21 protein-coding genes are annotated in these 26,191 nt (G+C 71.5%); 14 read left to right on the top strand and 7 right to left on the bottom strand.

Annotated features, from left to right (window positions below; genetic code table 11):
* Positions 1-45: 45 nt before the first annotated feature.
* The 4 genes from ACIGYR_RS28855 to ACIGYR_RS28840 all read left to right on the top strand — a co-directional run bounded on the left by ACIGYR_RS28855 (position 46) and on the right by ACIGYR_RS28840 (position 4,375).
* Complete coding sequence (locus tag ACIGYR_RS28855) at positions 46-759, top strand: class I SAM-dependent methyltransferase (RefSeq protein ID WP_399607117.1); 714 nt, start codon at positions 46-48, stop codon at positions 757-759.
* A 40-nt stretch (positions 760-799) separates the two neighbouring features.
* Positions 800-2,182, top strand: coding sequence for a DoxX family protein (locus ACIGYR_RS28850; protein ID WP_399607114.1), 1,383 nt, complete (start codon positions 800-802; stop codon positions 2,180-2,182).
* 65 nt (positions 2,183-2,247) lie between these two features.
* Positions 2,248-3,630: an FAD-binding oxidoreductase gene (locus tag ACIGYR_RS28845; protein WP_399607111.1), complete on the top strand. Its 1,383-nt coding sequence runs from the start codon at positions 2,248-2,250 to the stop codon at positions 3,628-3,630.
* Between the two features lie 187 nt (positions 3,631-3,817).
* The gene (locus ACIGYR_RS28840) at positions 3,818-4,375 is read left to right on the top strand and encodes a GNAT family N-acetyltransferase (protein WP_399607109.1); all 558 of its coding nucleotides are present in this window, start codon (positions 3,818-3,820) and stop codon (positions 4,373-4,375) included.
* Positions 4,376-4,387: 12 nt separating this feature from the next.
* Here the strand turns inward: ACIGYR_RS28840 and ACIGYR_RS28835 are convergent, their stop codons facing one another.
* Positions 4,388-5,701, bottom strand: coding sequence for a cytochrome P450 (locus ACIGYR_RS28835; RefSeq protein ID WP_399607106.1), 1,314 nt, complete (start codon positions 5,699-5,701; stop codon positions 4,388-4,390).
* Positions 5,702-6,286: 585 nt separating this feature from the next.
* Here ACIGYR_RS28835 and ACIGYR_RS28830 point away from each other — a divergent pair.
* A complete protein-coding gene (locus ACIGYR_RS28830; RefSeq protein ID WP_399607103.1) occupies positions 6,287-7,561 on the top strand; it encodes a M20 family metallopeptidase in 1,275 nt (424 codons plus the stop codon).
* Positions 7,562-7,569: 8 nt separating this feature from the next.
* A complete protein-coding gene (locus tag ACIGYR_RS28825) occupies positions 7,570-7,764 on the top strand; it encodes a hypothetical protein (protein WP_399607101.1) in 195 nt (64 codons plus the stop codon).
* 128 nt (positions 7,765-7,892) lie between these two features.
* On the opposite strand, the gene ACIGYR_RS28820 is transcribed toward ACIGYR_RS28825, so the two are convergent.
* From ACIGYR_RS28820 to ACIGYR_RS28810, 3 genes are all read right to left on the bottom strand, one after another.
* Complete coding sequence (locus ACIGYR_RS28820; protein ID WP_399607098.1) at positions 7,893-8,225, bottom strand: putative quinol monooxygenase; 333 nt, start codon at positions 8,223-8,225, stop codon at positions 7,893-7,895.
* A gap of 1,422 nt (positions 8,226-9,647) precedes the next feature.
* A complete protein-coding gene (locus ACIGYR_RS28815) occupies positions 9,648-10,313 on the bottom strand; it encodes a TetR/AcrR family transcriptional regulator (RefSeq protein ID WP_399607095.1) in 666 nt (221 codons plus the stop codon).
* Positions 10,310-11,605 carry a PucR family transcriptional regulator gene (locus ACIGYR_RS28810; RefSeq protein WP_399607093.1) on the bottom strand — a complete coding sequence of 432 codons (1,296 nt, stop codon included), beginning with the start codon at positions 11,603-11,605 and terminating at the stop codon, positions 10,310-10,312. Before ACIGYR_RS28810 ends, ACIGYR_RS28815 begins: the two co-directional genes overlap by 4 nt.
* A 188-nt stretch (positions 11,606-11,793) precedes the next feature.
* Here ACIGYR_RS28810 and ACIGYR_RS28805 point away from each other — a divergent pair, with 188 nt between their 5' ends.
* The 6 genes from ACIGYR_RS28805 (at position 11,794) to ACIGYR_RS28780 (ending at position 19,664) form a co-directional block, all read left to right on the top strand.
* Positions 11,794-12,552, top strand: a complete 759-nt coding sequence (locus ACIGYR_RS28805) for an ABC transporter ATP-binding protein (protein ID WP_399607090.1) — start codon at positions 11,794-11,796, stop codon at positions 12,550-12,552.
* Positions 12,549-13,355, top strand: coding sequence for an ABC transporter ATP-binding protein (locus ACIGYR_RS28800; protein ID WP_391843816.1), 807 nt, complete (start codon positions 12,549-12,551; stop codon positions 13,353-13,355). The genes ACIGYR_RS28805 and ACIGYR_RS28800 overlap by 4 nt, the downstream gene beginning before the upstream one ends.
* Positions 13,356-13,360: 5 nt before the next feature.
* Positions 13,361-14,242, top strand: coding sequence for a branched-chain amino acid ABC transporter permease (locus ACIGYR_RS28795; RefSeq protein ID WP_399607086.1), 882 nt, complete (start codon positions 13,361-13,363; stop codon positions 14,240-14,242).
* Positions 14,239-15,486, top strand: coding sequence for a branched-chain amino acid ABC transporter permease (locus ACIGYR_RS28790; RefSeq protein ID WP_399607083.1), 1,248 nt, complete (start codon positions 14,239-14,241; stop codon positions 15,484-15,486). Before ACIGYR_RS28795 ends, ACIGYR_RS28790 begins: the two co-directional genes overlap by 4 nt.
* 5 nt (positions 15,487-15,491) lie before the next feature.
* Entirely contained in the window at positions 15,492-16,769 is a 1,278-nt protein-coding gene (locus tag ACIGYR_RS28785) for an ABC transporter substrate-binding protein (RefSeq protein ID WP_399607081.1), read from the top strand.
* A gap of 474 nt (positions 16,770-17,243) precedes the next feature.
* Entirely contained in the window at positions 17,244-19,664 is a 2,421-nt protein-coding gene (locus tag ACIGYR_RS28780; protein WP_399607079.1) for a SpoIIE family protein phosphatase, read from the top strand.
* Positions 19,665-19,752: 88 nt separating this feature from the next.
* On the opposite strand, the gene ACIGYR_RS28775 is transcribed toward ACIGYR_RS28780, so the two are convergent.
* On the bottom strand, positions 19,753-21,369 hold the full coding sequence (locus ACIGYR_RS28775) for a cation acetate symporter (protein ID WP_399607076.1): 1,617 nt from the start codon (positions 21,367-21,369) through the stop codon (positions 19,753-19,755).
* On the bottom strand, positions 21,366-21,911 hold the full coding sequence (locus ACIGYR_RS28770) for a DUF485 domain-containing protein (protein WP_399607073.1): 546 nt from the start codon (positions 21,909-21,911) through the stop codon (positions 21,366-21,368). Before ACIGYR_RS28770 ends, ACIGYR_RS28775 begins: the two co-directional genes overlap by 4 nt.
* A gap of 275 nt (positions 21,912-22,186) precedes the next feature.
* Between ACIGYR_RS28770 and ACIGYR_RS28765 the strand changes: the two genes are divergently transcribed.
* Together ACIGYR_RS28765 and ACIGYR_RS28760 are read left to right on the top strand one after the other, a co-directional pair.
* Complete coding sequence (locus tag ACIGYR_RS28765) at positions 22,187-23,194, top strand: NADP-dependent oxidoreductase (RefSeq protein ID WP_399607070.1); 1,008 nt, start codon at positions 22,187-22,189, stop codon at positions 23,192-23,194.
* Positions 23,191-23,997, top strand: a complete 807-nt coding sequence (locus tag ACIGYR_RS28760) for an SDR family oxidoreductase (RefSeq protein ID WP_399607067.1) — start codon at positions 23,191-23,193, stop codon at positions 23,995-23,997. Before ACIGYR_RS28765 ends, ACIGYR_RS28760 begins: the two co-directional genes overlap by 4 nt.
* Before the next feature lie 289 nt (positions 23,998-24,286).
* Here the strand turns inward: ACIGYR_RS28760 and ACIGYR_RS28755 are convergent, their stop codons facing one another.
* Positions 24,287-25,858: an alpha-L-arabinofuranosidase B gene (locus ACIGYR_RS28755; protein ID WP_399607065.1), complete on the bottom strand. Its 1,572-nt coding sequence runs from the start codon at positions 25,856-25,858 to the stop codon at positions 24,287-24,289.
* Between the last annotated feature and the right edge of the window lie 333 nt (positions 25,859-26,191).

The raw sequence follows: 26,191 nt of genomic DNA, 5'->3' as shown, positions 1-26,191 counted from the left end.
CAAGAGACCGAGGACGCACCGGGGGGCGACGCAATCATGGCAGCCATGACTGAACCTGTCGGCGCATCCGACGGACCCGCGGTGATGACCGAGGTGTTCGACGCCGTCTACCGCGGGGAGAGCCCGTTCGGCAACCGCCCGCCGTGGGACATCGGGGCGCCTCAGCCCGCCTACGTCGCCCTGGAGGAAGCGGGGCTCATCGGCGGCACGGTGCTCGACGCGGGCTGCGGCACCGGTGAGGACGCCCTCCACCTGGCGGGCAAGGGGTATGCGGTGACGGGGCTGGACCTGTCCCCGACGGCGATCCTTCTCGCCCGGGACAAGGCCAGGGCACGCGGACTCGACGCCGTCTTCGAAGTCGCCGACGCCCTCCACCTCAAGGGCTACGAGGCGCGTTTCGACACCGTGATCGACTCCGGCCTCGCTCACACCTTCGAGGGCGACAGGCTGCGCTCCTACGCGGCGGCCCTGCACCGGGCCTGCCGTCCGGGGGCGGTGGCGCACATCCTCTCGATCAGCGACCGGGGGTCCGCGGAGATGCAGGCGCGGCTCGCCGAGGCCATCGAGGAGATACCGGCACCGCTTCCGGACGACGACGAGCCGCCCGGACTCAAGCGCTCCGCCGACCACTTGCGCAACGGCTTCGCCGACGGCTGGACGGTCGAGTCGATCGACGAGGCCCTCATGCGCGGCATCATCCCGACCACGTCGGAACTCCTCGACGTGCACGCCTGGCTCGGACGTTTCCGCCGTAGCTGACCGCGACCCTCGAAGACGGCTCCCGCGAAGGTGATGAACGATGAAGGTGCGAGTAGGCACGTGGCTGCGGACCGTCGCGTCTTCACCGGCCGGCCGGGCGGTCAGACGCGCGTTCCCGCCGGCCGGCACCTGCCCCGCCCCGCCGCGCTGGACCGGGGCCGCCCGCACCGCCTACCGGTTCGGCTGCGTCTACGCCGGCCTGTACTGCGTGACCAGCCCGCAGGTCTATCTGTCCCTGCGCGGGGGCGGAATGGGGCGTCTCCAGGAAGCGGCCGACTCCTGGGCGAAGCTCTGGGCGATACGCCCGGTGCGGAACTGGATGTCCGTCCGGGTCCTCGGCAGGGAGCTCGGTGACCGCTTCGACGGCGGCGACGACCCGCACGCCTGGGCGGGGCAGCTCTGCTGGCTCGCGGGCGCCGCCGCGGCCACCCCGGTCTGGTCCGCGCTGGACCGGCACGGGACGGACTACGCGACGCTGGACAAGTGGTTCCGCCTGGCCGCCCGTTTCTGCCTCGCGGCGCAGATGTTCTCCTACGGCGCGGCCAAGGCTGTCCCGCTCCAGTTCCAGCTGCCGCCGTCAAAACTCGTCGAGCCGCTCGGCGACCTCAGCCCGATGGGCCTGCTGTGGGCGCAGACCGGATCTTCGAAGCCGTACCAGATGCTGCTCGGCTGTGCGGAGATCGCGGGCGGGCTGCTGCTCATCGCGCCGCGCACGGCGTCGCTGGGCGCGCTGCTGTCGGCGGCGGAGATGGCCCAGGTGTTCCTCCTCAACATGACCTTCGACGTCCCCGTCAAGGTCCACTCCTTCCACCTGCTCCTGCTCAGCCTGCTTCTGCTGGCCCCGCAGACGCCGCGCCTGGCCGAGGCCCTGCTCACCGGGCGCCCGCTCCCCGCGGCCGCCCCCGCGGACCTCCTCCGATCCCGCCGGGCGAACCAGATCGCCACCGCCCTGCAGGCCGGCGCGGGGCTCTGGCTGCTCGGCGCGCAACTGCGCAACGACTGGTGGTTCTGGAAGAACCACGGGGGCGGACGGGAAAAGCCCGAGCTGTACGGCGTCTGGGACGTCACCGACTTCTCCGTCGACGGCGAGCCGCACCCGCCTGTGACGACCGACGGCCAGCGCTGGCGCCGAGTCGTCGTGGACTCCGCCGACGCCGTGGCCATCCAGCACATGGACGACTCGCTCGACCCCTGCATGGCGGCGATCGACATGAACGCCCGTTCGGTCGCACTGGCCAAGATGGCCGACCCGAAGTGGCAGGTGACGTTCGCCTTCGAGCGCCCGGCCGACGATCGCCTGATCCTGGAGGGCGACGCCGACGGCTACCACCTCCGCCTGCACCTGCGCCGCCGCGAGCTCGGCACCTTCCCGCTGGTCAGCCGTGGCTTCCACTGGGTGCAGGACAACTCGTACCTGCGTTAGGCGGGCCTGTCGCCCGAGCGGCGCACGCGGGGCGGTGCCCGAAGTCCACGGAAGGAGAACAACGGATGAGCGTGGACGTGGAGACGCTGGCCGCGGAGGTACGAGGACCCGTCCTGCTGCCCGGCAGCCGAGGGTACGACGAGGAACGGACCGGTTTCCAGGCCGCCTTCCGGCACCACCCCGCCGTCGTCGTCGGCGCCACCCGCCCCCAGGACGTGCGCGCCGCGGTCCGCTTCGCCGCCGAGCGGGGGCTGCCTGTCGCCGTGCAGTCCACCGGACACGGCATCGTCACCGCCCTGGACGGTGATGGCGTTCTCATCACCACCCGCCGGATGAAGGCCGTCGCGGTGGACGCGGAGGCCGGAACCGTCAGCGCTCAGGCCGGGGTGCTGTGGGGAGAGGTCATCGAGCAGGCCGCCCCGCACGGTCTGGCCCCTGTCAACGGCTCGGCTCCGCACATCGGCGTCGTCGGCTACCTTCTCGGCGGCGGTGTCGGCCTGCTCGGCCGCCGGACCGGTTACGCCAGCGACTACGTCCGCGCCATCGACATCGTCACCGCCGACGGCGCGCTGCGCCACGTCACGGCCGGCTCCGACCCCGACCTGTTCTGGGCGCTGCGCGGTGGCGGCGGCAACTTCGGCGCCGTCACCGCCATCGAGACCGCCCTCGTGCCGGTGACCCGGCTCTACGGCGGCGGCCTCCACTTCGCGGCGGACCACCCCGTCGACCTCCTGCACGCCTACCGGGCATGGACCCTGACGCTGCCCGAGGAACTCACCTCCTCGATCGCCCTCATGACCTGCCCATCGTCGCCGTCTGTCGCCGGGCCGCTGCGCGGACGCTACGTCGCCCACGTCCGGATCGCCTTCACGGGCTCCGCCGAGGAGGGCGAACGGCTCGTGGCGCCCCTGCGTGCGCTCGGCCCGCGCCTGATCGACACCGTCCGGGAGATGCCGTACACGGAGGTCGGCACCATCTACCAGGACCCGCACCTCCCGCACGCCTACTTCGGCGGGAACGTCCTGCTGCGCGAACTCGATCCCACGGCCCTGCGGACCGTCGTGGATGTGGCCGGACCCGGTGCGACCGTGCCCTGCATCGTCGAGGTCCGTCACCTCGGCGGTGCCTTCGCCCGCCGGCCCACCGACCCGGGCGCGGTCGGGGGCCGTGACGCCGCGTACATGCTGCGAGTGATGACCAGCGGCACGGCCGCGCCGTCCACGGCAGCCCGGCCGGTCCATCAGCGCGTCTACGACGCCCTGAAGCAGTGGACCATCGGCCGCAGCCTCAACTCCGTCTACAACGACGGCGACCCGGTCCTCCAGGAGCAGGTGCGGGAACTCTTCGCGGCCGAGGACTTCGAGCGGCTGCGACGCGTGAAGACGCTGCACGACCCGCACAACCTGTTCCGGTTCACCCATAACATTCGACCGACGGCCAGCAATTGACCGACCTCTTCGGGGCCCCGCCTGGCTGAACGTCGTCACCGACTCCCTGTTCGTGCTGGGCGCCCTGCACGCCCGTGGCGGCGGGCCGAGGCCGGAGACGACCAGCGGTGGGACCGGGAGCGGTGGGCCGCACCTGTCTCGGCGTGCCTCTCGGCCCCGCGCGCACCGCGGCGTGTTCCAATCGGGCATGGCATCGTCCTGGACCGGTGAACGGGTACGCCTGCGTGCTATCGAGCCCGACGACTGGACGGCATTCGCACGCTTCGCCGACGACGACGCGCGGCGAGGGAGCCGGCTGGACCTCCCTCGGTCCGCCGAGAGCTACCGTGCTTGGGCGAAGGAACAAGCCGTCGCCGAGTGCGATGCCGACCGCTTCCGGTTGGCAGTCGAAACGGCGGCCGGGAAAGAGCTGGTCGGCACGATCGGCTCGCATCGCACCGGCCCTCGTTCGGGCTGGTTCGAATTCGATGTCACGATCGCTCCCGAGCACCGGGGCAGGGGCTACGCGACAGACGCCTTGGCACTGCTGCTGCGCTTCATGTTCGCCGAACGGCGCTATCACAAGTGCCTGGCAGTGATCTTCGCCCACAACGAGGCGTCGCTGGCACTCACACGTCGGCTCGGCTTCACCGAGGAGGGGCGCTTGCGGGAACACGTCTTCTTCGCCGGCCGGCACCACGACCTCATCATGATGGGCCTGCTCGCCGACGAGTTCGCCCGGCAGCACACGATCAGCGGACCATGATGAGCGAGCCAGTCACGGGAGACGGGACTGTCCCGGGCCGCGCGAGGTGGCACGCAGGCGCAGGCCGGCGGTCGCGAGACCTTCGAAGGTGGTGACCTGGTAGCCGGGTTCCGGTCCGGGTGGCTCGCTCAAGCGGTGGCAGCGGGCCGTGTGCGCGGTCAGGAGCGTCAGCATCGCCATGGCCAGAGCGGCTCCCTCGCAGCCGTGCGGCCCGGTGCCGAAGGAGAGGAAGGCTCCGGGGCTCGCCGGCGAGCCCGAACCGTTGAGCCAGCGTTCGGGCCGGAACTGGTCCGGCTCGGAGTATTCGCGTGCGTCTCGGTGTGCGGTGTAGGGGCAGACGAGAACGGTGGACCCGGCGTCGACGGTGTAGTCGGCGAGCTGAGTCTGCCGTAGGGCCCGCCGGGTCAGTAGCCAGCTCGGGGGGTACAGCCGGAGCACCTCGTGTACCAGTGCCTGGGTGTATCGCAGGTTGTCGACGTGGGTGCTGGTCGTCGCGGCCGGGTCCGCGGGCAGCGAAACGGCTTCGGCCGCGACCCGGTCCGCTGCCTGGGGGTGCCGGGCCAGATGGAGCAGGATCCATCCGGCCGCCCGGGTAGGTGCCTCGAAGGTGGCGACGGTGATTCCGGGGAGGGTGTCGAGAACGGCCTCTTCCGGCAGGGGGCCGTAGCGGGCGGATGGCGAGAGCATCTGCCCGAGGACGTCGTCGCCGAGCCGGCCCGATGAACGGCGCCGGCGGACGATGGGCCGCAAAGCGTCGGTGAAGGCGGCCTGCTGCCGGGTGCGGAACCTCCGTGCCGGTGTGGGGATCCACCGCGGCCATTCCCAGCGCGAGGGGCGTACGAGCACTTCCCGGGCGAGGAAGAGCTGCGCGGCGAAGGGCAGCAGCGTCCCGGCGTCCTCGGAGAAGAGGTAGCTGACGCCGATCTCTGCCAGGGCGTGCCGCACCGCGGGCAGGACGTCGACGTCCCGGTCCGTGGGCCACTGCTCGGCGAAGAGAGCGGCTCCGGGCGCGATCTCACCGACCCGGGCTGCGACCGACTGCGCGCGCAGTCCGCGCATCCGGGCGGCGTGAGCGTGCGTACGCTCCTGAGCCGTCGGCGCTCCGTTCGACCCCTTCAACGGCGGGAAGAGGGGCGACGGTGCCTTGGGGAAGTCCTGCGCGCGCTGCAGCACTGCCTCGCAGGGTCCGGCCGTGGCGGCTACGTAGACACCCGCCTCCAGCTGCCAGACGTCCCCGCACTCGTCAGCGCCCCGGCGTGCCACCGCCAGCCGGTCACGGCTCCAGGCTGCGAAGCTGCCTCCGGGCAACCGCGGCGGCTCATTCATCCGGCCCATGAGATCGTCCCCGACCTTCGTCCCTGTCCAGGCCGATGCCGGTCGGCAGCGCGGCTGGGATCTGCGGGCGCCCGGGGGCGCCCGCAGGGAGTTGCCGTCCAGCTCAGTCCTTGCCGGCGTACGCGTCCCACTCGTGGGCCCCGTACGCGCCGTAGCGGCGGGCGAAGGACAGCTTGCCGAGCAGCTTGGCGATCATGATGCGCTCCTCTCGCCTGTGGAAGCCCCTCCCGTCGCGGGTTGCGGTGGACCCACCCGCGCCTGATGCCACATACACCATTTTCTCACACATACCGCGTATGGCATATCTGGGGCACATAGCCGCAACCGCATGATCGAGCTCTCCGACCGCGGGCTACCGGAACGGTCCGCCCGGCGCACACCCCACCGCGGCCCCAGGTCAGCGGGCGGAATCCGCCCTCCTGTCAGTGGCCGGCCCTGTCCGAAACGGGTGCACCGCAGCCGCCGGGGTCTGTCCGGCCGGCACCGCGGGCCCTACGGTGGGAGGTACCGCCTCCTCGTGTGCCGCATCTGCGGGCCGCGCCGCCAAGGACCGGGCCCGGGAAGGAGAACGGCCGCATGACATCTTCGCCCGGGACCGACCACGGTGCGCCCGAAGGCGCCCCGTCACGTCCGGCGGCCGCCGCCTCCGCCGACCGGGCCCTGCTGGACGAGGCGCGCCGGCTGGCTCCCGAGGCGGTCGCGCTGCGTCGCGCCCTGCACCGCGTCCCGGAGCCGGGCCTGGACCTGCCGGCCACCCAGCGGCTGGTCCTGGACGCGCTCGACGGCCTCGGCCTGGAGATCGGCACCGGTCACGCGCTGTCCTCCGTGACCGCCACCCTCACCGGCGCTGCCGACGGCCCGACGATCCTGTTGCGCTCCGACATGGACGCGCTGCCGGTCACCGAGGACACCGGGCTGCCGTTCGCCTCAGGGACCCCCGGGCTGATGCACGCCTGCGGGCACGACGCCCACATGGCGATGCTGGTGGGCGCCGCGCGGCTGCTCGCCGGGCAACGCGACGCGCTCGCCGGACGCGTGGTGTTCATGTTCCAGCCGGGCGAGGAGGGCGACCACGGGGCCCGCCACATGATCGAGGAGGGGGTGCTGGAGGCGTCCGGCAACCGCGCCGACGCCGCCTTCGCCCTGCATGTGCACCCGAACCTGCCCGCCGGCACCGTATGGCTGCGCCCCGGCCCGCAGATGGCGGCCTCCGACCGGTTCCGCGTCGTCGTCCGGGGGCGCGGCGGGCACGCCTCGGCGCCGCACACCGCCTGCGACCCGGTGCCGGTGGCCTGCGAGATCGTGCTGGCCCTGCAGACGATGGTCACGCGCAGTCTGGCCGCCGACGACAGCGCCGTCCTCAGTGTGACCCGCCTGACCGCGGGCACCGCCACCGGCGTCATCCCGGACACCGCGGAACTGGGCGGCACCCTGCGGACGTTGACCGAGCCGACCCGGCGGCGGCTGCACGAGGCGATCGCCCGGGTCGCCATGGGGGTGGCCGCGGCGCACGGCGCGACGGCGGAGGCGACCGTCGAACCCGGCTACCCGGTCACCGTCAACGACACCGCCTTCACCGACTTCGTCCTGCGCACGGTCCGCGACGCGCTCGGCACCGACGCGGTGGACGTCCTGGCAGCCCCGCAGATGACGGCGGAGGACTTCTCCTACGTCCTGCGGGCCGTCCCCGGTGCCCTGGCCTTCCTCGGCGCCTGCCCGCCGGGGCGGGCACCGCACGAGGCCCCGTCGCTGCACTCCTCCCGCATGGCCATCGACGAGGACGTGATCGCCACGGGCATCGCCTGCGAAGCCGCCGTGGCTCTGGCCTTCCTCGCCGGCCAGGGACCGTAGCCGGTCCGGTGACCGCCCCCGGCATACGGCCCGCCCGACCCGGCGAACTGGAGCAGGTCGAGGCCCTCTGGCTGGAGGCGAGCCGCCGGCTGGCCGGCCGCGGCCTCGACCAATGGCTGAACTCGCCGCCCAACGCGGTCTGCCGCGCCCAAGCGATGCCGAGGTGCAGGAAGCGGTCGCACGAGCGGTCGCCGCACACCTGACCCGGCGCTGAGTCGCTACACACCTGACCCCGCGCTGAGGTGCCGCACACCTGACTCCGCGCTGAGAAGGGGGAGCAGGATGCGCACGCTGATCGCTGACGCCCCGTGAGGATGCTTTTGGACGGCCGCTACTCCTGTCCGGGGACCGCCATCTCCCCCAGGAGCGACCAGTCGTCCTGCGGAACGGTCGCGTTCACGATGCGCGGGGTCTCGACCAGATGGGGCGGCAGCGTCTGCTGCGCAGCCTTGAAGTGCGCGGACTGCACATGCGCGACCCCGGCCTCGTCGTCGCGGAAAGCCTCGATCAGGACGTACTCCGTCGGCTCCGCCACACTGCGCGACCAGTCGAACCACAGGCAACCGGGCTCGGCGCGCGTGGCCCGGGTGAAGTCGGCGGTGATCTCGGGCCAGCGGTCGGCGTCCTCGGGCCGGACCCGGAACTTGGCGGTGATGAAGATCATGGGATTCCTTCGGTGATGTCTGTGCCTCCTGCCTCAAGCAGGTGTTGCCTACGGCGCGGGCAGGGACGACGGGCCGGTCCACGGGCGGGCGGGGCTTCGCCCGGTTTCCGGCCGCGGCACCAGAACTCATGGCGGCACGATCGTACGATCTCGGCCTGCCGTCACCGGCATACGGCCTCCCCGGCACCGGACGCGTCGCGGTTCCGCCGCACGGCCCGCGCCCCCACCCGCCGGACGACGGGTTACCTACCCCACATGTCAGCCGGTGATTGAGCACTCGTGCGACACGCCCCGTTGACCCCGGTAACCGGTGACCCGCCGCAGACCGGGGAGTGAGGTGCGCGCACATCGAAGACACGTCCGAAAACACCAGGTGGTGTCTCCCCGCCACTGACTGCTGCCCCGCGCGGGTCAGTCTTTCCCTCCGTCAACTCAAGGACTGAGAACGGTCGCTTCATGGACTACTGCATTCCGTGCAACCGCACGCTCAACGGCGCCGTGACCTGCCCCGAATGCGGGGCGTACGACTCCGGCATGGCACAGCTGAGCGAGCGGAGAGACGGTGCTCCGGCCGTCGGCGCGGCGATGCCGGAGGTCCGCTTCAACGAGGGGCCGGGCTCCTCCGAGTCCCCCCTTCCCGGACCACCGACTCCCTCGCAGGACATGCCGGCGGACCGGCACGACCGTCCGTCGCGGCTGAAGAAGTATGCCGTCCAGTCTCTCGCCGCAGCCGCCTTCACCCTCCTCGGAGGCATGGCCACCGCATCGGTGCTTCTCCAGCCGGCAGACCCACCAGCAGCTTCGGCCCCGGAGCCGTCCCCCGCGGAGCCCGAGGTGCGCGTCACCGATTCACCGGCTTCACCGGCTTCACCGAAGCGCGTGCCCACGCACCCGGCGCGGCAAGGCGTTCGGGACCGAGACAGTGCCGGGAACCGGCGTCCTCCGCCGACGCCATCTCGCAGCGTGTCACCGGTCTCCCGGCCTTCCGCCACCACCAGTGCGTCTCCACCGGCGCAGGAGAAGCCGACCCCCCGACCCTCCAGCAGCCGCCGCCCCAGCCCGCCCTCGCGGACGGCGACCCCTTCCACGCGGCCCTCCGCCAGTCCTTCCGGCAGCATCAGCGCCTCCCCTACCAGTAGTGGCTCCCCGACCGGCACAGGGGAAACCGGTGGCTGAGTGACCCGGCAGGTGCGGCAGTAGGTGTGCCGGCGCTCCTCCCTCGAACGGCACCGGGGCAACGGACCGGAGCGGCGTGAACCGCCGGGCAGCGCCGAGCTGCTGGTCTCAGCCTTTCCCCGGCGGCCGCCGCGGTTTCGCGCCGGCGGCATCGCCCCCGGCACCGACCCGACGGTCTGCCGAGCCCCGCGCCGGTGGTTTCAGCCGGGCGGCGCCGACAGACGGATCGGCCCCGCGCCGGTGGTTTCAGCCGGGCGGCGCCGACAGATGGATCAGGATGCCGCACACCTCGTCCACGATCTCCCGGGCCTCCGCTTCGTCCCCGCAATCGGCCAGCTCGCGCGCCGCGCCTCCGATCACGGTGGTCAGCACGCTCACCCGGACCCGGCCGGCACGTCGCCGCTCGTCCACCTCCAGGAGCCGGGCGTTGCGCCGTACCCATGCGCGGTCCCACTGGCGGCGCAGCGCGTCGAAGCCCGTGGGGCCGTCGTCCTGCGCGAGGAGTCTGCCGAGCCGGCGGTTTTGCCAGGCACCCTCCAAGTACGCCCGGGCGCCCGCCACGAAGAGGGCAATGGGGTCGTCCACACCACGGCTGCGCTCGCCCGCCAGCGTGGCCGCGGTCCGGCGCTCCTGCTCCTCCCGGAACTCCTCCCACAGGGCGAGGTAGAGCCCTCCCTTTCCGCCGTAGTGCTGGAAGAGGCTGCCCACCGGGACACCGGAGCGCGCCGCGATCTCGGTGAGACCGGCGTCGGTGTAACCGCGCTCGGTGAACACCTCCAGCGCGGCGTCCAGCAGCGTGCGCCGGACCGTTCGGTCCTGCCCGCCGTGCTCCTCCGGCAGCCCGAAACCCCCCTGCCCGTCGGGCCGCTGACGTGCCGCCTCGGTCCCGGCGGACCCCACGATGCCGCTCACTGGCAATCCCCACCTTCCCCGGCCCCGTCGCGGATGGCGAGGGCGACCAGCAGTTCCAGGAGGTCGGCGATCCGTCGCGGATTGCGGCCGGTGCGTTCCTCGATCCGGCGCAACCGGTAGTGCGCCGTGTTGTGGTGCACCCGCAGCCGGACGGCGGCCAGCCGCAGATTGAGGTCCGCCTCCGCGAAGGCCCGAATGGTGGCGGCCAGTGTGTCGCCGCGTCCGCGGTCCTCCTCCAGCAGCCGACGCACCCGGGGATCGACCAACTGGCGGGCGAGGTCGTCGGCGCGCAGCGCCAGGTAGTCGAACGGGGACAGCCGTGGCAGCGCCGCCACCCCGCCCCCGCCCTGCACCAGATCGAGGGCGGCCCGCGCCTCCTCGTACGCACGCGGCAGTTCGGACGCGCCCCGGGCGACCGTGCTGATGCCCATGGAGAGCATGGTCCCCTCCCGCGCGAGCCGCCCCTGCACCGCCTCGAAATGAGCGCATATGTCCTCTGCGTCCATGCCGGCCCGGACCACGGGGACGGCCACCACCTCGCCGTGGCGCACGACGACCAGGGTCCTGCCGGCCCAGGGCCCGGCGACGCTGATCGACGCGCTGGTGGCGTATCCGTGCTCGGCCGTGGTGAGGTCCGCGGCGTGCGTGTCGCCGACGCACATCGCCACGACCGCCATCATCGGTGAGCGCGGTCCGATGCCGTACGCCTGGGCCGCGGCGAACAGCGGGCCGCTCGTCGGGGCCACGCCGGCCAGGAGCTGGTCCAGGAGATCCCGGCGCTCGCGGTCCGCGTCCGCCACCACGTGCTGCTGGAACTCGACGTATGCCTGCGCGGCGTGGGTGCTGGCGTAGTCGACGTACCGCATCAGCGGGGTGACGAGGGACAGCGCGGCCTGCTGGGCCTCGGCGGACGTGCCCGCGCAGTCCAGCAGCGCGTCCCACAGCACCTGCCGCCCGACCCGGAAGGCACTGATCCAGTCCTCCAGGGCGAATCCCGCGCGTGCCCTGCGCATGGCTGCCGCGCGGCTGAAGACCAGGTCCTCGGGGGCGATGTCCCGGTCGCCGGCCAGCGCCGCCAGCTGCATCCGGTAGTGCTCCAGCACCTGGTCCCGTACGTCCTCGAAGAACCGTTCGCCCTGCAGCGCGTACGACGGGATCTCCGCACGCATCACCTCGACCGCGGTCTGCGCCACTTCCTCGACCCGGTCGTGGACGGCGTGCAGGAGCCGCCGCCGCTCCCGGCGGAGCGGTTCGGGGAGCTGGGGGGTGCCCAGGGCGGGACCGCGAGGCATGGCGCCGATCGTCGCCGTCCGGCTCGTGCTCCGTCAACAGGCTCGGCGTGAGACATCTGCCGACACCTGTGCGCGGCGCACAGTTCGGCGACCGGGAAGTTGGGTGCTCACACCCAATGTGCGCCTGGAACGCCCCCACCTACTGTGACGCTCGCCCACCCCCCAGCACGTCGGAAGGGGCGTCACTCATGCTCGCGGTTGACGGTATCACCGTGCGCTTCGGCGGGATCACGGCACTGGACGGTGTCGCGTTCACCGTCGAGCCGGGCACCGCCGTGGGGCTCATCGGGCCGAACGGAGCCGGCAAGACCACCTTGTTCAACTGTCTCACCAGGCGCTGCACCCCCGACGGGGGAGAGGTGCGGTTCGAGGACGAGGACCTCCTCGCCCTCCCTCCGCACGCCGTGGCCGGGCGCGGCATCGCCCGCACCTTCCAGAACCTCGGCCTGTTCCCGCGGCTGACGGTCCGGGAGAACGTCATGGTCGGCGCCCACCGCCGGGGGCGCGCCGGCCACCTCGCCGCGGCGCTGAGGCTGCCCCGCGTCCGGCGGGAGGAGAGGGAACTACGTGAGCAGGCGGACCACTTGCTACGGCGGCTCGGCCTGACGGAGGTCGCCGGCCACCCCGCCTCCGGGCTGCCGTTCGGCACGCTCAAACGCGTCGAACTCGCCCGGGCGCTCGCGGTACGGCCCCGGCTGCTGTTGCTCGACGAACCCGTCAACGGGCTCAGCCACGGCGAGGTCGGCCAGTTCGGGGATCTGGTCCGCTCGTTGCGCGGGGAATTCGACCTCACGCTCGTGGTGGTCGAACACCACATGGGGTTCGTGATGGGCCTGTGCGACAAGATCGTGTGTCTCGACTTCGGGCGCAAGATCGCCGAGGGCTCGCCGGAGGAGATCCAGCGCGACCCGGCCGTCGTCGAGGCGTACCTGGGGGTGGCGGCATGAGCGAGGCCACCACCGACCGCACCGATGCCGTGGCGCGTGCGGAGCCGGACTTCCTGAAGGTGTCCGGCCTGCACGCCGGATACGGCCAGGCCCGCGTGCTCCAGGGCCTCGACCTCTCCGTCGCCCGCGGTGAGGTGTGCGCGATCCTCGGACCCAACGGGGCGGGCAAGACCACGGCGCTGCGGGCGCTGTGCGGCATGGTCCGCGGTCGCGGCTCGATCACCTTGAACGGTACGGACCTGCTGGGCCGCTCGCCCGAGCAGGCCGCGAGGCTCGGCGTGGCGCATGTCCCCGAAGGCCGGGGCACCTTCAACGACCTGACCGTCGAGGAGAACCTGCGCATCGGCGCCCACCTGCGCACCGGTCGCCGGCGCCGGGGCCGCGCCGAGCGCGCGGCCGTGGCGGCCGACCTGGAACGGATCCACGGCTACTTCCCCAAGCTGCGCCGGCGGCTCCGTCAGACCGCCGGCAGCCTCAGCGGCGGGGAGCAGCAGATGCTCGCCATCGGCAGGGCGCTGATGCTGCGGCCCGCGCTGCTGCTCCTGGACGAGCCGTCCCTCGGGCTCGCGCCGCTGGTCACCCGCGAGCTCTTCGAGATCGTCCGTGCCGTCAACGAGGAGGAACGCACCACCGTGGTCGTCGTCGAGCAGAACGCCCAGCTGGCGCTGGACATCGCGCACCGGGCGCACGTACTGGAGGCCGGCCGCCTGGTGCTGTCCGGACCGGCCGCACGGATCCGCGAGGACGGGCAGGTCGCCGAGGTGTACCTCGGTGTCTCCGTCCGCTCCCGGAAGGCCGGGTGAACACCGTGACCGATCTTCTCCAGCAACTGGTGGAGGGCATGGGCTCCGGCGCGGTGTACGCCAGCCTGGCGCTGGCCCTGGTGCTGATCCACCGGTTCACCGGGATCGTCAACTTCGCCCAGGGCGAGCTGGCCATGCTGTCCACGTACGTCGCGTGGCAGCTGGTGGCGTCCGGGATGCCGTTCTGGCTCGCGCTGCCCGTCACCCTCGCGGTGTCCTTCGCCGGCGGCATGCTGGTCGAGCGGGTCGTCATCCGCCCCGTGCAGGACGCACCCGAGCTGACGGTGGTCATCGTCACCGTCGGCCTGTTCATCTTCGTCAACGCGCTGGCCGGCCTGATCTGGTCGTTCACCGTCAAGGACTTCCCGCAGCCGTTCCCCGACGGCGGACTCGACCTGGCCGGGGTGCGCATGGACTGGTCGACGCTCGGGATCCTCGGCGTGGTGGCCGTCGTGATGGGCCTGCTGTATCTGCTGTTCCAGCACACCTCCGTCGGCCTGGTGATGCGGGCGGTCGCCTGCAACCGCTCCTCCGCCCGGCTGTCGGGCATCCGGGTGAGCCGGGTGCTGATGCTCGGCTGGGGGCTGGCCGCGACGGTCGGCGCGGTGTCGGGCGTGCTCGTCGCCCCGGTGCTGTTCCTGGAGCCCAACATGATGGGCGGAGTGCTGATCTACGCGTTCGCCGCGGCCACCCTCGGTGGCTTCGACAGCCCGGTCGGTGCGGTCGTCGGCGGCCTGTTCGTGGGCGTCGCCGAGACGCTGACCGGGGCGTACGTCGACGTCGTCGGTGCCGATCTGAAGGTGGGCGTACCCCTAGTGATCATTCTGGCGGTGCTGCTGGTACGGCCCCAGGGCCTGTTCGGACGAGCGGCGGTGGAACGCGCATGAGCACGATCACGACCGTACTCGGTGCGGCCCGCGCCCGGCGCCCACGGGCCGCGCTCACCGTGCTGCTCGTGACGGCGGTCGCCGTCGGCGCACCGTTCTACTTCGCCCCCTTCCAGGTCTTCCAGCTGACCATGGTGCTGCTGTACGCCGTGGCGCTGGCCGGGCTGAACCTGCTGGTCGGCTTCGGCGGGCAGATCTCGCTCGGGCACGGCGCGTTCTTCGCGGCGGGGGCCTACACGGCGGCAGTCATGCTCGACCGGTACGACACCGGCCACCTGGCCACTCTGCCGGCCGCGGCCGCCGGATGCTTCCTGCTGGGCCTCGGGTTCGGAGTGCCCGCGCTGCGGCTGCGTGGGCTGTACCTGGCCCTCGTCACCCTCTCGTCCGCGGTGTTCCTGCCGCCCTTGCTCAAGCGGCTCGAACCGGTGACGGGCGGCTCCATGGGCCTGACCGTGGACAAGCCGCAGCCGCCCGCGTGGAGCGGGCTGGCCGAGGACCAGTGGATGTACTTCGTGGTTCTCACCATTGCCGCGGTGGCCCTGCTGCTCGCCCGCAATCTGCTGCGGTCCCGGGTGGGCCGGGCACTGCTCGCCGTGCGGGACAACGAGAGCGCCGCCGAGGTCATGGGCGTGCGGCTGTCGCTGCACAAGACCCTCGCCTTCGCGTGGAGCGCGACGTTCGCGGGTGTCGCCGGATGCCTGTACACCTGGGTGATCGGCTTCGTCTCGCCCGACTCCTTCAGCTTCGTTCTGTCCATCACCCTGCTGGCCGGCCTGGTGGTCGGGGGGCTCGGCTCGCTGTACGGACCCCTGCTGGGCGGGGCGTTCATGATGTACGTGCCGAGCGTGTCCCAGGACGTCAGCGAGGCGGCACCGGGAGTGGTGTTCGGCCTGCTGATCATCGCGGTGATGTTCGTGGCCCCGACGGGACTGGCCGGTCTGCCGGGTCGGGTCCTGGGCGCGGTCGCCCGTCGCCTGCCCCCCGCCACAGCCGTGCCCGGCCGGACGCCCGAGGCCGAGTCCGCGCCCGATGCGGAGCCGAAGTCCCAGGCCGAGTCCGCGCCCGATGCGGAGCCGAAGTCCCAGGCCGTGTCCGCGCCGGATGCGGAGCCGAAGTCCCAGGCGTCCTCCGAACCCTCCGCGGCCGTGGCGTCCTGCGAACCCTCCGCGACCCTCGCCCCCGCGGACCAGGCACTTGCCGATGCCGAACCCGTGGGCGCACCGCCCCGCACGGAAAAGGAATGAATGACATGCGCAACACCACCGCTCTGCGGGCGGCCGCCGCCGTCACCGCCGCTCTGCTCACCGCGACCGCCTGCAGCAGCCGGCGAGGGCAGGACGCCCAGGACACCGCCGCCGGTGGCGCCTGCAAGGGCCAGCAGACCACCGGCATCACCGACAAGACCGTCAAGCTGGGCGGGATCTACCCACTGTCGGGACCTGCCTCCGCGTACGGCACGATCAGCAAGGGCGTGGCCGCCTACTTCAAGTACGTCAACGACAAGGGCGGCATAGACGGCCGCAAGGTCGAGTTCGTCGTCCGCGACGACGGCTACCAGCCGCCCAAGGCGGTCGAGGAGGCCCGCAGACTGGTCGAACAGGAGAAGGTCTTCGCCGTGTTCCAGACTCTGGGCACCCCGTCCACGGCGGCCGTGTGGGACTACCTCGACCAGCGGAAGGTGCCGCAGCCCTTCGTCGCCACGGGAGCCTCCCTCTGGGGCACGGACGACCAGCACCCCTGGACCATCGGGTGGCAGCCCAACTACGTGGCCGAGGCCCGGGTGTACGCCAAGTACCTCAAGGACGAGAAGCCGGACGCCGAGGTCGCGGTCCTCTACCAGAACGACGACTTCGGCAAGGACCTGCTCGGCGGGTTCAAGAAGGCCGTCGCCGGCAGCGGCGTCAAGGTGGTCGCCGCGGAGAGCTACGAGGTCACCGACCCCTCCGTGTCGGCACAGATGGCGAGCCTCGCCCGCTCCAGGGCGGACGTGCTGCTCGACATCACCACGCCCAAGTTCGGCAGCCAGGCCCTCGCCGCCGACGCCAGGAACACCAGGTGGAACCCGCTGCACATCGTGAACAACGTGGCCTCGTCCGCCGCCGTGCTCCGGCCCGTCGGCTTCAAGAACGTCCAGGGGGTGGTGTCGGCGACCTACTTCAAGGACCCTGCCGACCCGCAGTGGGCGGACGACCCCGAGGTGAGGACGTACACGAACGCTCTGCACAGGTACGCCCCCGGCGCCGACCCGGCCGACCAGTTCAACGCCTACGGCTGGGCCGTCGCCTCCAGTCTGCACCAGGCCCTGGACGCGATGAAGTGCCCGACCAGGGAAGGGCTGCGGGACGCGGTGCGCAATCTGAACGATGTGAAGGTGGGCATGCTGCTGCCCGGGGTCACCCTGTCCACGGGCCACGGCGACGACTTCCCGATCGAGACGATGCAGCTGATGCGGTTCAAGGGCGAGCGGTGGCAGTTGTTCGGCAAGCCGGTGGACACCCGCAAGGAGTTCGGCCCGCTCACGAAGTGAGCCGGCGGGGGGCGGTCCCCGCCGATGCCCTGACCCGGGACCGCCCTCGCACCGTCAACCGGCCTGGGACCCCAGTGATCGGACGGCGGTCAACCGTCCGTCCACTTCCCGGGCGGTGCCCTGGCGGCCGAGCGGTGTGCGGGTGGACGAGGTCGAACCCCACGCCCGCCCGGCCCGCCCGTACGCACGGTCTGCGCGGCGTGTACGACCTGAGCGACCTGTCCTGGCGGGTGGCGGTCGTCGCCGAAGGGGAACTCGCCGAGTTGCTGCTCGACCGCTATCCGCGCCCACTGGAGGCGGAAGCGCCGGCAGGACCTGCTCATGGCGCGATCTTGTGGTGGCGCCGTGCCTGCCGTCATCCCTCAGTTACGCCACGCCGTGCCGTGCGGCGGGCGAGGCCACGGCTCCCACCGGGGTTTCAATAGGCGATCGGTGGCCTTGTGCAAGGGCCGGTGTCCAGCGGTGGAGAAGCGGATGACGGAACTCAGCGAAGGCCACGACGATCCGTTCGCCCCGCACCTTGTCGCTTCGGCGGTGCTCGACGACGAGGGAGTCGTGGTCGGATGGAGCCGGCGGGCGCAGGAACTGCTCGGCCATCCGGACGCGGCCGTGGTCGGTCGCCGGGCATTCGAGGTCCTTGTCGATCCTCGCGATCTGCCGGCTGCCAGGGAGGCCGCGGCGACATGCCGGAGAGCCGGCGGCTGGTTCGGGGTGCTGAAGGTGCGGCACCGCGACGGGCGGCCGGTGGAGATGGGCGTCAGGGCCCATGCGCTCGCACGCGACGACCGGGTCCGTGAGTGGATCCTCACCGGCGCACCGGCGGCTGACGTCCTGGAGTGGCAAAGAGACCGCGCGATTCTCGACGGGTTGTGCCGCCGCAGCCCGGTCGGCCTGGTCGTCCACAGCCCCGACCTGCGCCTTCTCCGGGTCAACCGGGCCATCGAACGCGTCACCGGCGTCCCGGCAGCAGACTTCCGCGGGCTGCCCACCGGCTGTTTCCTCGTCCCCGATGACGCACGCAAGGCCGTGGAACGTGTGCGCCAGGTGCTGGAGACCGGAAGACCGCTGGTCTACTCGGAGCAGTTCGTTCGCCTGGAGCGGGATCCGAGACGGGAGCGGGTCGCGATGGTCTCGTCCTTCCGGATGGAGGACCCCTCCGGCCGCGTCCTGGGTGTGGCGGAGTTGATCGAGGACATCACCGAACGCCATCGGGCCCAGCGTCGGCTCGCGCTGCTCGACCAGGCCGGCAGTCATGTCGGCACCACCCTCGACGTGGCGGAGACCGCCCGGGAACTCGCAGAGGTGATGGTGCCTCACCTCGCCGACCATGCGTCGGTGGACCTGCTTCAGCCGGTGACGCGCGGTGAGGAACTGACGCGGGCCCTGGCAGGACCTTTGGGACGAGTGGGGGCCTGCAGCGTCGGTGCCCGGCAACTCAGCCCGCCCCACCCCCAGGGCGAGCCGGTGGAGTTCGGGTCCGACACACCCCAGGCCACATGCCTGGCCGAAGGGCGGCCCGTCCTGGAACCGGTTCTCCCGCCCGACTGGTTCTCCACGGAAGGCCGCCAGGGGACCCACGCTCCGGACCTGGGCGCCCACTCGCTGATCGTGGTACCTCTTGCCGCACGTGGCCTGGTGCTGGGCGTGATGACGCTGTGGCGTTCGCGCCGCCCCGATCCCTTCGAGGCGGACGATCTCACCCTCGCCCAGGAGCTCGCCTCGCGCGCTGCCGTGGCCATCGACAACGCCCGGCGCTTCACCCAGCAGCAGCAGACCGCGTTCACCTTGCAGAGCAGCCTTCTGCCCCGGGCGGTTCCGGACCAGTCGGCCGTCGAGGTGGCCCTGCGGTACCTGCCGGCCAGCGCCGCTCCGGGCCTGGGCGGCGACTGGTTCGACGTCATTCCCCTGTCCGGCGCCCGGGTCGCCCTCGTCGTCGGGGACGTGGTGGGACGCGGCATCCATGCTGCCGCCACCATGGGCCGGCTGCGTACCGCCGTACACACGCTCGCCAGTCTCGACCTGGAACCGGACGAGGTTCTCTCCCGTCTCGACGACCTGGTCAGCCTCCTGGCGGCCGAACAGGAAGCAGCCGGCGAACGGCCCGTGGGCGAGCAGGTCGTGGGCGCCACCTGCCTGTACGCCGTGTACGACCCGGTCTGCGGGCGCTGCTCCGTGGCCCGCGCCGGTCACCCGCTGCCGGTGGTGACCGCCCCGGACGGACAGGTGGCTCCGCTGGATCTGCCCGCCGGCCCGCCCCTGGGCCTGGGCGGCCTGCCGTTCGAGGCCCGGGAGATCGAACTGGCCGAGGGAAGCGTGTTGTGCATGTACACCAACGGACTCATCGGCGAACGCCACGTCGATGTCGACACCGCCCTGACCAAACTGTGTGCAGCGCTCACCCGCCCTGCGGACGCTCTCGAACGGACATGCCAAGCGGTGGTCGACTCGCTCGTGCCATCGCGCCCCAGTGACGACGTCGCGCTGCTGATCGCCCGCACCCGCATGCTGCCACCGGACGATGTCGCTTCCTGGCGTCTGCCGCTGGAGCCTGCCAGCGCGGCCCGGGCTCGGGCATTGACCACGGCCAAGCTGACCGAATGGGGTCTGGAGCACTTGGCGTTCACCACCGAGTTGATCGCCAGCGAACTGATCACGAACGTCTACCGGTACGCGGGCGGCCCCGCGACCCTGCGGCTGATCCGTGAACGGAGCCTGGTGTGCGAGGTCAGCGACACCAGCCACACCGCACCACATCTGCGCCGCGCCCGCACCACCGACGAGGGTGGGCGTGGCCTGTTCCTGGTGGCCCAGATGGCCGAACGCTGGGGTACCCGCTACACCCGCGACGGCAAGACGGTGTGGACCGAACAATCACTGACCGGCACACTCGCCTGACGTCCGTGCCGTGCATCAGGATCCGGGGCCCTGGCGGGCTGCAGGGGCGGCGCCATGGCCGCTCGAGCAGCCCGCCCCGCTGCCGTCCTCACTCGGCTGCGGCGAGCAGCCTTGCCTCGCTCTCCTCGTACAGCCGCCGGTTCTCGCGACTCTCGGCGCCGCGGCGTCGGTGGTCCAGACGGCTGCCCAGCCAGCCCGCCAGATACCCGAACGGGATGGAGACCAGGCCGGTGGACTGCAGGGGGAACCAGTCGAAGTCCGCGTTCGGGAAGACGGCGGACGGCGTGCCCGAGACCGCCTTGGAGAAGACCATCAGCACCAGCGCGCAGACCGTGCCCCCGTACAGGCCGGCGAGCAGGCCGGTGCGGGTGAACCCCCGCCAGAACAGGGAGTACGTCAACGCGGGAGCAACGGCCGATGCCCCGATGCAGATCGCCAGCGTGGTCAGGACACCGACGTCCCAGTTCTGGACCAGGACGGAGAGCAGGACGGCGACGGTCCCCACCGCCACGCTCGTCCACGCCGCCACCGTCATCTCCGTACGCGGCGCCGCCCGGTCCCGCCGCAGCGCATGGGCGAACAGATCGTGGGCGAGTGACGAGGCCGCGGCCAGGGTCATCCCCGCCACCGAGGACAGCAGGGTGATGAACACCGTGCCCGCCATGGCCGCGTAGAGAACCGTCGTGCCCGCGGAGCCGGCGCCGCCGCCGAGCGCACGGGACAGCATGAGCACCGACGTCCTGCCGTGCGGATCGGCCGCGGTGATGTACTGCGATCCCACCAGGGCCGCCGCGCCCGTACCCATGATGATCACGAGCAGGCAGAACGTGGTGACCGTACCGACCGCCCACGACATGGAGCGGCGCACGGCGGGCACGTCCCGCGCGGAGTACAGCCGCATCGTGATGTGCGGCAGGCAGGCCGCGCCGAGGATCACGGTGATCTGAAGACTGGCGAAGTCAAGCCGTTGAGCTGCCGATGTACCCAGCTGGAGGCCCTGCTTGAGGAAGGCCGGGCCCGTTCCGCTGCCGCGCTCGGCGGCCCGGAGCAGCTCGCCGGGGCTCCAGTCGAAGCGGTTGAGGACCAGGGCGGCGACGGTGATGCTGGTGCCGAGCAGGAGCACGATCTTGATCATCTGGACGAGCGCGGTGCCCCGCATGCCCCCGATCGCCGCATAGATGATCATCAGACTGCCGACGAGGACGATGCATGCGGTCCTGGCGCCGGCCTCGTGCGACATGCCCAGGATGAAGGTGAGCAGCGACCCGGCCCCCGAGAGCTGGACGACCAGGAAGGGGAGCGTTGCCGAGAGCGTCACCACGCAGGAGGCGATGCGGACGGCCCGCCCGGGCATGTTGCGGGCCAGGACGTCGCCCATGGTGAAGCTGCCGGCGTTGCGCAGTGGCTCGGCCAGCAGGAACATCAGCAGCACCAGTGCCAGGGCGGTGCTGACCGCCAGGACGTAACCGTCGTATCCGGCGAGCGCGATGATGCCGGTGGTGCTCAGCACCGTGGCCGCGGAGATGTAATCGCCCGCGATCGCCAGGCCGTTCTTGAGAGGGGTGAGCGAGCGGTAGCCGGTGTAGAAGTTCGTCAGGTCGTCGCGGTCCGGCCCCGCCATCACACACATCAGCAGCGTGAGGGTCACCAGGGCGCTGAACAGCACCAGGACGACTGCCTGCGTCCCTGAGCCGTAGTCGTTCATCCCGCCACCCCGGCATCCCGGCCCGGCCGGAACGTCCGCTCCCTGACGGCCCGCGCCAGCGGGTCCACGGAGTGCCGTGCGCTGCGTCCGTACCAGAAGACCGCCGCGAAGGTGACGAAGAGCTGGAGGATCCCCAGGGCCATTCCCAGGCTCAGCTCCCCGGCGATCTGAGAGCCCATCAGGTCCGGCGCACAGCAGGACAGCACCACGTACACCACGAAAGAGCCGAGCGCGGTGAGCGTGGAGACCCGGCGGAGCACTCGGTAGGCCGAGCGGAGGGCGGCGAGGTCGGCACCGTGCGGGTGGGGGGCGTGCGGGTGCGGGGAGTCCTGCCCGGCCTGCCCGAACGAGTCGTACGAGGGGGCGTCGTACCCGTACGAGGTGTCCGAGGTGTCCTGCGGGACGTCGTGTCCGTACGACGCCTGCCATGGATCGCGCCCGTACGGCCCGCGCCGAGGGGCGTGGCCAGGGGGCTCGCTCCACGGCTGCGTCCATCCCGGCGGTGCTGGCGGCGGGTACCGGTGGTCGTCGGGGTGTGTCATCGCATGGCCTTCCGGTGCGGCTCGGTTCCGTGGGAGGTGGCGGTGAGGCATCGGTGTGACGGCGCACGATACCGACTGGTTGGAATGCGGGATAAGCCCGCCGAGAGTCACGGTTTCGGCTCGATGCGCACTCGGTCGACGGGCGGAGGGAGCCGGTGGTCGCTCCCCGGGACCCTAGGTCCCTGAACGCATGGATGATCTGTGGGGAACATCACTGCCACAGGCGTACCTACTGGTCGGTATGGTCGCGGGAAGCCATAACGACAGGAGGCGTGATGTCCACGTCCAACCGCCAGATCCGTCTGGCAGCCCGCCCCGTGGGCGAAGTGAAACCCGAGGACTGGGAGCACCGTTCCGAACCGCTCGTGGAACCGGGCCCGGGCCGGTTCGCGGGCCGGACGCGCGTCATCTCCCTGGATCCGGCCATGCGGGGCTGGCTGGACGACCGTCCTTCCTACCTGCCGCCCGTGGGCATCGGAGAGGTGATGCGCGCCGGATCGGTCATCGAGGTCACCGCGTCGAACCACCCGGGCTTCCGGCCCGGCGACCACGTGGTCGGCACGTTCGGTGTCCAGGAGTACGTGGTCTCCGACGGCCGGGGCGCCATGAGGATCGACACCTCCCTCGCCCCGCCCTCGACGTACCTGGGAGCGCTGGGCATGCCCGGCATGACCGCCTACTTCGGCCTGCTGGACGTCGGCGCGCTGCAGGAGGGCGAGACCGTCGTGGTGTCCGGGGCCGCCGGCGCGGTCGGCACCATCGCGGGCCAGATCGCCAAGGCCAAGGGCTGCCGCGTCGTGGGCATCGCCGGCGGGCCGGAGAAGTGCGCCATGCTCACCGGCGAACTCGGCTTCGACGCGGCGATCGACTACCGGGCCGAAGACGTCAAGAAGGGACTGCGCGAGCATGCCCCCGACGGCATCGACGTCTACTTCGACAACGTCGGAGGGGACATCCTCGACATCGCCCTGACCCGGCTGGCGATGCACGCGCGCGTCGTGGTCTGCGGCGCGATCAGCCAGTACAACAACGCCACGCCGGTCAAGGGCCCCTCCAACTACCTCTCGCTTCTGGTGCGTCGCGCCCGCATGGAGGGCTTCGTCGTCTTCGACTACGCCAAGCGCTACGCGGAGGCCGCGCAGGAGATCTCGGCCTGGATCAGCGCCGGCCGCATCAAGGTCAAGGAACATGTGGTGAGGGGCACCGTCGACGACTTCCCCGCGACCTTGCGGATGCTCTTCCACGGCGAGAACGTCGGCAAGCTCGTGCTGGAGCTGGCATGACCGCCGGGCGGAGCGGGGCCGTCGCCGTGCGGGAGGAGCACAGGGACGGCGTCCCGCTCCAGGGAAAGGTGGCGATCGTCACCGGCGCTGCCGGCGGACTGGGCCGGGCCTCGGCGCTGGCACTGGCGAGGGCGGGCGCGCGCGTGGTCGTCGCCGACCTCGACGCGCAGGGCGGGCGGGAGGTGGCCGACATGGTCGGGGGCCACTTCCGCGCCTGTGACGTCTCCGACCTCGACGCCAACCGCGCTCTGGTGGAGTTCACCCAGGAGCGGTACGGCGGTGTGGACATCGCGCTGCTCAATGCGGGGGTGGCGACCGGATGCGGCGTCGGCGAGGACTTCGACCCGGCACGCTACCGCCGGGCGATGGGCGCGAACCTCGACGGCGTGGTCTTCGGCACCCACGCGGTGCTGCCCGCGCTGCGGGCCCGCGGCGGTGGGTCGATCGTGGCGACCGCTTCCCTGGCGGGCCTGGCGGCGGTGCCACTCGATCCGCTGTACGCGGCCAACAAGCACGCGGTCGTGGGACTCGCACGCTCCCTGGGGCCGGCCCTCGCGCCGGAGAACGTGCGCTTCAACGCGGTCTGCCCGGGGTTCGCCGAGTCGCGCATCATCGACCACCTGCGCGGCATGCTCTCCGAGCAGGGTCTGCCGGTCATCCCGGCCGAGGCCGTCGCGGACACGGTGCTGCGGATCGTGACCGGCGACGGTACCGGGGAGTGCTGGTTCGTCCAGGCCGGCCGCGAACCGGAGCCGTTCCGCTTCCGTAACGTCCCCGGCCCGGCCAGGGCCGCCGGCGCCTGAGGTGTTTTCGGGGGCGGGTCCTCGCGAACGACCGGACCCGCCCCCGCCGGCATGCGGAACCGGCGCGCGACGTTCTCCGGCCATGTGGGTGACCTGGGCGCCGTGGTCGGCGATGTCGTCGAGGTCGTCGAAGCCGGGCTTGGCGTTCGCCGCCTGCTCTGCTTCGAGCGCGGCCTCGATCAACTCCACCGCCCACCACGGCATGCTCGACCGGCGTGCCGCCTCATCGGCATGCGTCGCCTGCGAGCCTCATCGTGAAACGATCAGTACGGCTGTCGCGTCGCGGGTGTCAGGACCAGGGGGCGGTCGCGACCCAACTTGTGTCATCGGCCCAGGCGGTGGCGCTGTCCCAGGTGTGGGAGCCGCCGTGGCTCGCGACGTAGGCACCGTAGTCGTAGTGGCGTACGAAGTCGCTGGGGTAGTTGGCGGACCGGAGCGCGAGACCTTGGCCGTTGTGGCCGGACTGCGGGCAGAAGGTGGCGTCCTGGGCGAACAGTCCGCTGCCGTCGTTGCTGTCGATGCGCAACCGGAAGTCGTAGTGGCGCAGGTACTGCCCCGGTTTGTCGGCGGACTCCAGGGAGACGCAGGAGGCGTCGCCCAGGCCCGCGCGCACGATCCAGGTGGCGGCGGCCTTGTCCGCGGACGTGCTGGAGGAGGAGACCGTCGCGATGGCGGCGTTGCTGTCGGCGCTGTCGTGCCGGAGGTACTGCGTGGTGCAACAGGCGGTGGTGGCCCGCAGCGAGACGCGGGAGCCCACGGTGAGTCCGCTCGCCGCGGAGGACGTCGCGTAGCCGGCCGCGTTGATGTTGGCCTGCACGGCGTTCTCGGTGGTGTCCGACGGGTAGCCGGACGTCATCACGCCTTCGTAGAAGGTGCCGGCGGAGCTGTTGCTGTTGTCACCGCCTATACCGAGGATGATGGCCCCTTCCTTGTGCATGGGGTGGTAGCCGGAGTCGTTGGGGCGCGCTCCGCTGTAGTAGGTGGACAGGCCGCCGGACTGGGCGTTGCCGGCCCGGATGGACCAGTGGTTGGGTTCGCCCTTGACGATGGCGGTGAGGAACCGGTGGCTGACGCTGGGGTCGTTGGCGTTGTAGCCGCGGTTGACGCCGGAGAACAGGCCGTTCTCGAGGTCGGCCATGACCCAGGGGCCGTTGCCCGTTCCGTAGCCCCACACTTTGATGTGGCCGAAGTAGATGGTCTCCATGTGGCCGTTGCCGGTATCCAGGCTGTTGGTCTCGGCGTTGCCGTAGTCGAAGCAGCAGCCGCCGTTGTGGTGGCTGCCGTCGAGGATGGCGTACATGCCTTCCGGCTGGTCTCCCGTCGCGATGCCGTTGGTGTTGTTGTCGCGGTATCCGGTACCGGGGGCGATGAAGACGCCGTACGCCTTGTGGCCGCCCACGGTGACCGGCGCGGCTGACGCTTCCGCGAGGTTGTCGTATCCACCCGCGGCAGGGCCCTGGAATCCACCGGGCGGCGCCTGGGTGAGGTGGTTGCCGCGGCCGGACTGGTCGTAGAGGACGGTGATGAGGCAGCTCGTGGCGGCGCAGAAGGAGTCCTGCGCGGCGGCGTCGGCGTAACCGCCCGCGCCGAGCACGCCGATGTCCCGGGTGGCGCCGTCCGAGGCGCGTTTGACCTGGTAGAGGCGGCCGTTGTAGGCGGAGTACAGCGCCCGTGTCGTGCTGTGCGCGGCCACGCACGGCGTGCCGCCGGCGGCGTACAGGTCACAGGGCAGCGAGGCGGTGGCCACGGCGCTGCTGCCGGCGGACGCCTGGCCGCCGAGCACGGCCGTGGCCAGGGCCAGCACGAGTGCCAGTAGAACCAGCAGTCTGGCCCGACGTGAACGGGCCGATGGCAGAGACATGAGTGCTCTCCTGGGGATGAGTGGGCCGGCGGCGTCCCACCGCCGGACGATTAAGACATGTACATGTCATGGCCGAGGTTGTCGGGTGGGCTGAGGGGCTGTGCTCGTCCGGGGTCGTCGGGAGATGCCGACGTTCGTTATTTCGAACGGCGATCGCAGTGACGGACAGATTGATAATAGGAAGAGCTTGAAAGGTGTCAACACACTGCGCACGTTCGATACTTCGCCCAGCAAAACTCCAGTTCAGCGCAGCGGATGGCGCGTTGGGGCGATCGGCGCCGGGCCGCTGACGCGCCTGTGCGCGAGGTGCGGCGCTTGACCCTGGGGGGCCGT

Origin of the sequence: Streptomyces sp. NPDC053076 (genome assembly GCF_044546845.1) — a bacterium.
Classification (GTDB): Bacteria; Actinomycetota; Actinomycetes; order Streptomycetales; family Streptomycetaceae; genus Streptomyces.
The sequence above is the reverse complement of the archived record's forward strand: the minus strand, read 5'-3'. Positions and strand labels throughout refer to the sequence as shown.

Coding starts and splice junctions, on each gene's coding strand:
- ACIGYR_RS28855 (WP_399607117.1), top strand. CDS start 46: ATGACTGAACCTGTCGGCGCATCCGACGGACCCGCGGTGATGACCGAG.
- ACIGYR_RS28850 (WP_399607114.1), top strand. CDS start 800: ATGAAGGTGCGAGTAGGCACGTGGCTGCGGACCGTCGCGTCTTCACCG.
- ACIGYR_RS28845 (WP_399607111.1), top strand. CDS start 2,248: ATGAGCGTGGACGTGGAGACGCTGGCCGCGGAGGTACGAGGACCCGTC.
- ACIGYR_RS28840 (WP_399607109.1), top strand. CDS start 3,818: ATGGCATCGTCCTGGACCGGTGAACGGGTACGCCTGCGTGCTATCGAG.
- ACIGYR_RS28835 (WP_399607106.1), bottom strand. CDS start 5,701: ATGAATGAGCCGCCGCGGTTGCCCGGAGGCAGCTTCGCAGCCTGGAGC.
- ACIGYR_RS28830 (WP_399607103.1), top strand. CDS start 6,287: ATGACATCTTCGCCCGGGACCGACCACGGTGCGCCCGAAGGCGCCCCG.
- ACIGYR_RS28820 (WP_399607098.1), bottom strand. CDS start 8,225: ATGATCTTCATCACCGCCAAGTTCCGGGTCCGGCCCGAGGACGCCGAC.
- ACIGYR_RS28810 (WP_399607093.1), bottom strand. CDS start 11,605: ATGCCTCGCGGTCCCGCCCTGGGCACCCCCCAGCTCCCCGAACCGCTC.
- ACIGYR_RS28805 (WP_399607090.1), top strand. CDS start 11,794: ATGCTCGCGGTTGACGGTATCACCGTGCGCTTCGGCGGGATCACGGCA.
- ACIGYR_RS28800 (WP_391843816.1), top strand. CDS start 12,549: ATGAGCGAGGCCACCACCGACCGCACCGATGCCGTGGCGCGTGCGGAG.
- ACIGYR_RS28790 (WP_399607083.1), top strand. CDS start 14,239: ATGAGCACGATCACGACCGTACTCGGTGCGGCCCGCGCCCGGCGCCCA.
- ACIGYR_RS28785 (WP_399607081.1), top strand. CDS start 15,492: ATGCGCAACACCACCGCTCTGCGGGCGGCCGCCGCCGTCACCGCCGCT.
- ACIGYR_RS28780 (WP_399607079.1), top strand. CDS start 17,244: ATGACGGAACTCAGCGAAGGCCACGACGATCCGTTCGCCCCGCACCTT.
- ACIGYR_RS28775 (WP_399607076.1), bottom strand. CDS start 21,369: ATGAACGACTACGGCTCAGGGACGCAGGCAGTCGTCCTGGTGCTGTTC.
- ACIGYR_RS28770 (WP_399607073.1), bottom strand. CDS start 21,911: ATGACACACCCCGACGACCACCGGTACCCGCCGCCAGCACCGCCGGGA.
- ACIGYR_RS28765 (WP_399607070.1), top strand. CDS start 22,187: ATGTCCACGTCCAACCGCCAGATCCGTCTGGCAGCCCGCCCCGTGGGC.
- ACIGYR_RS28760 (WP_399607067.1), top strand. CDS start 23,191: ATGACCGCCGGGCGGAGCGGGGCCGTCGCCGTGCGGGAGGAGCACAGG.
- ACIGYR_RS28755 (WP_399607065.1), bottom strand. CDS start 25,858: ATGTCTCTGCCATCGGCCCGTTCACGTCGGGCCAGACTGCTGGTTCTA.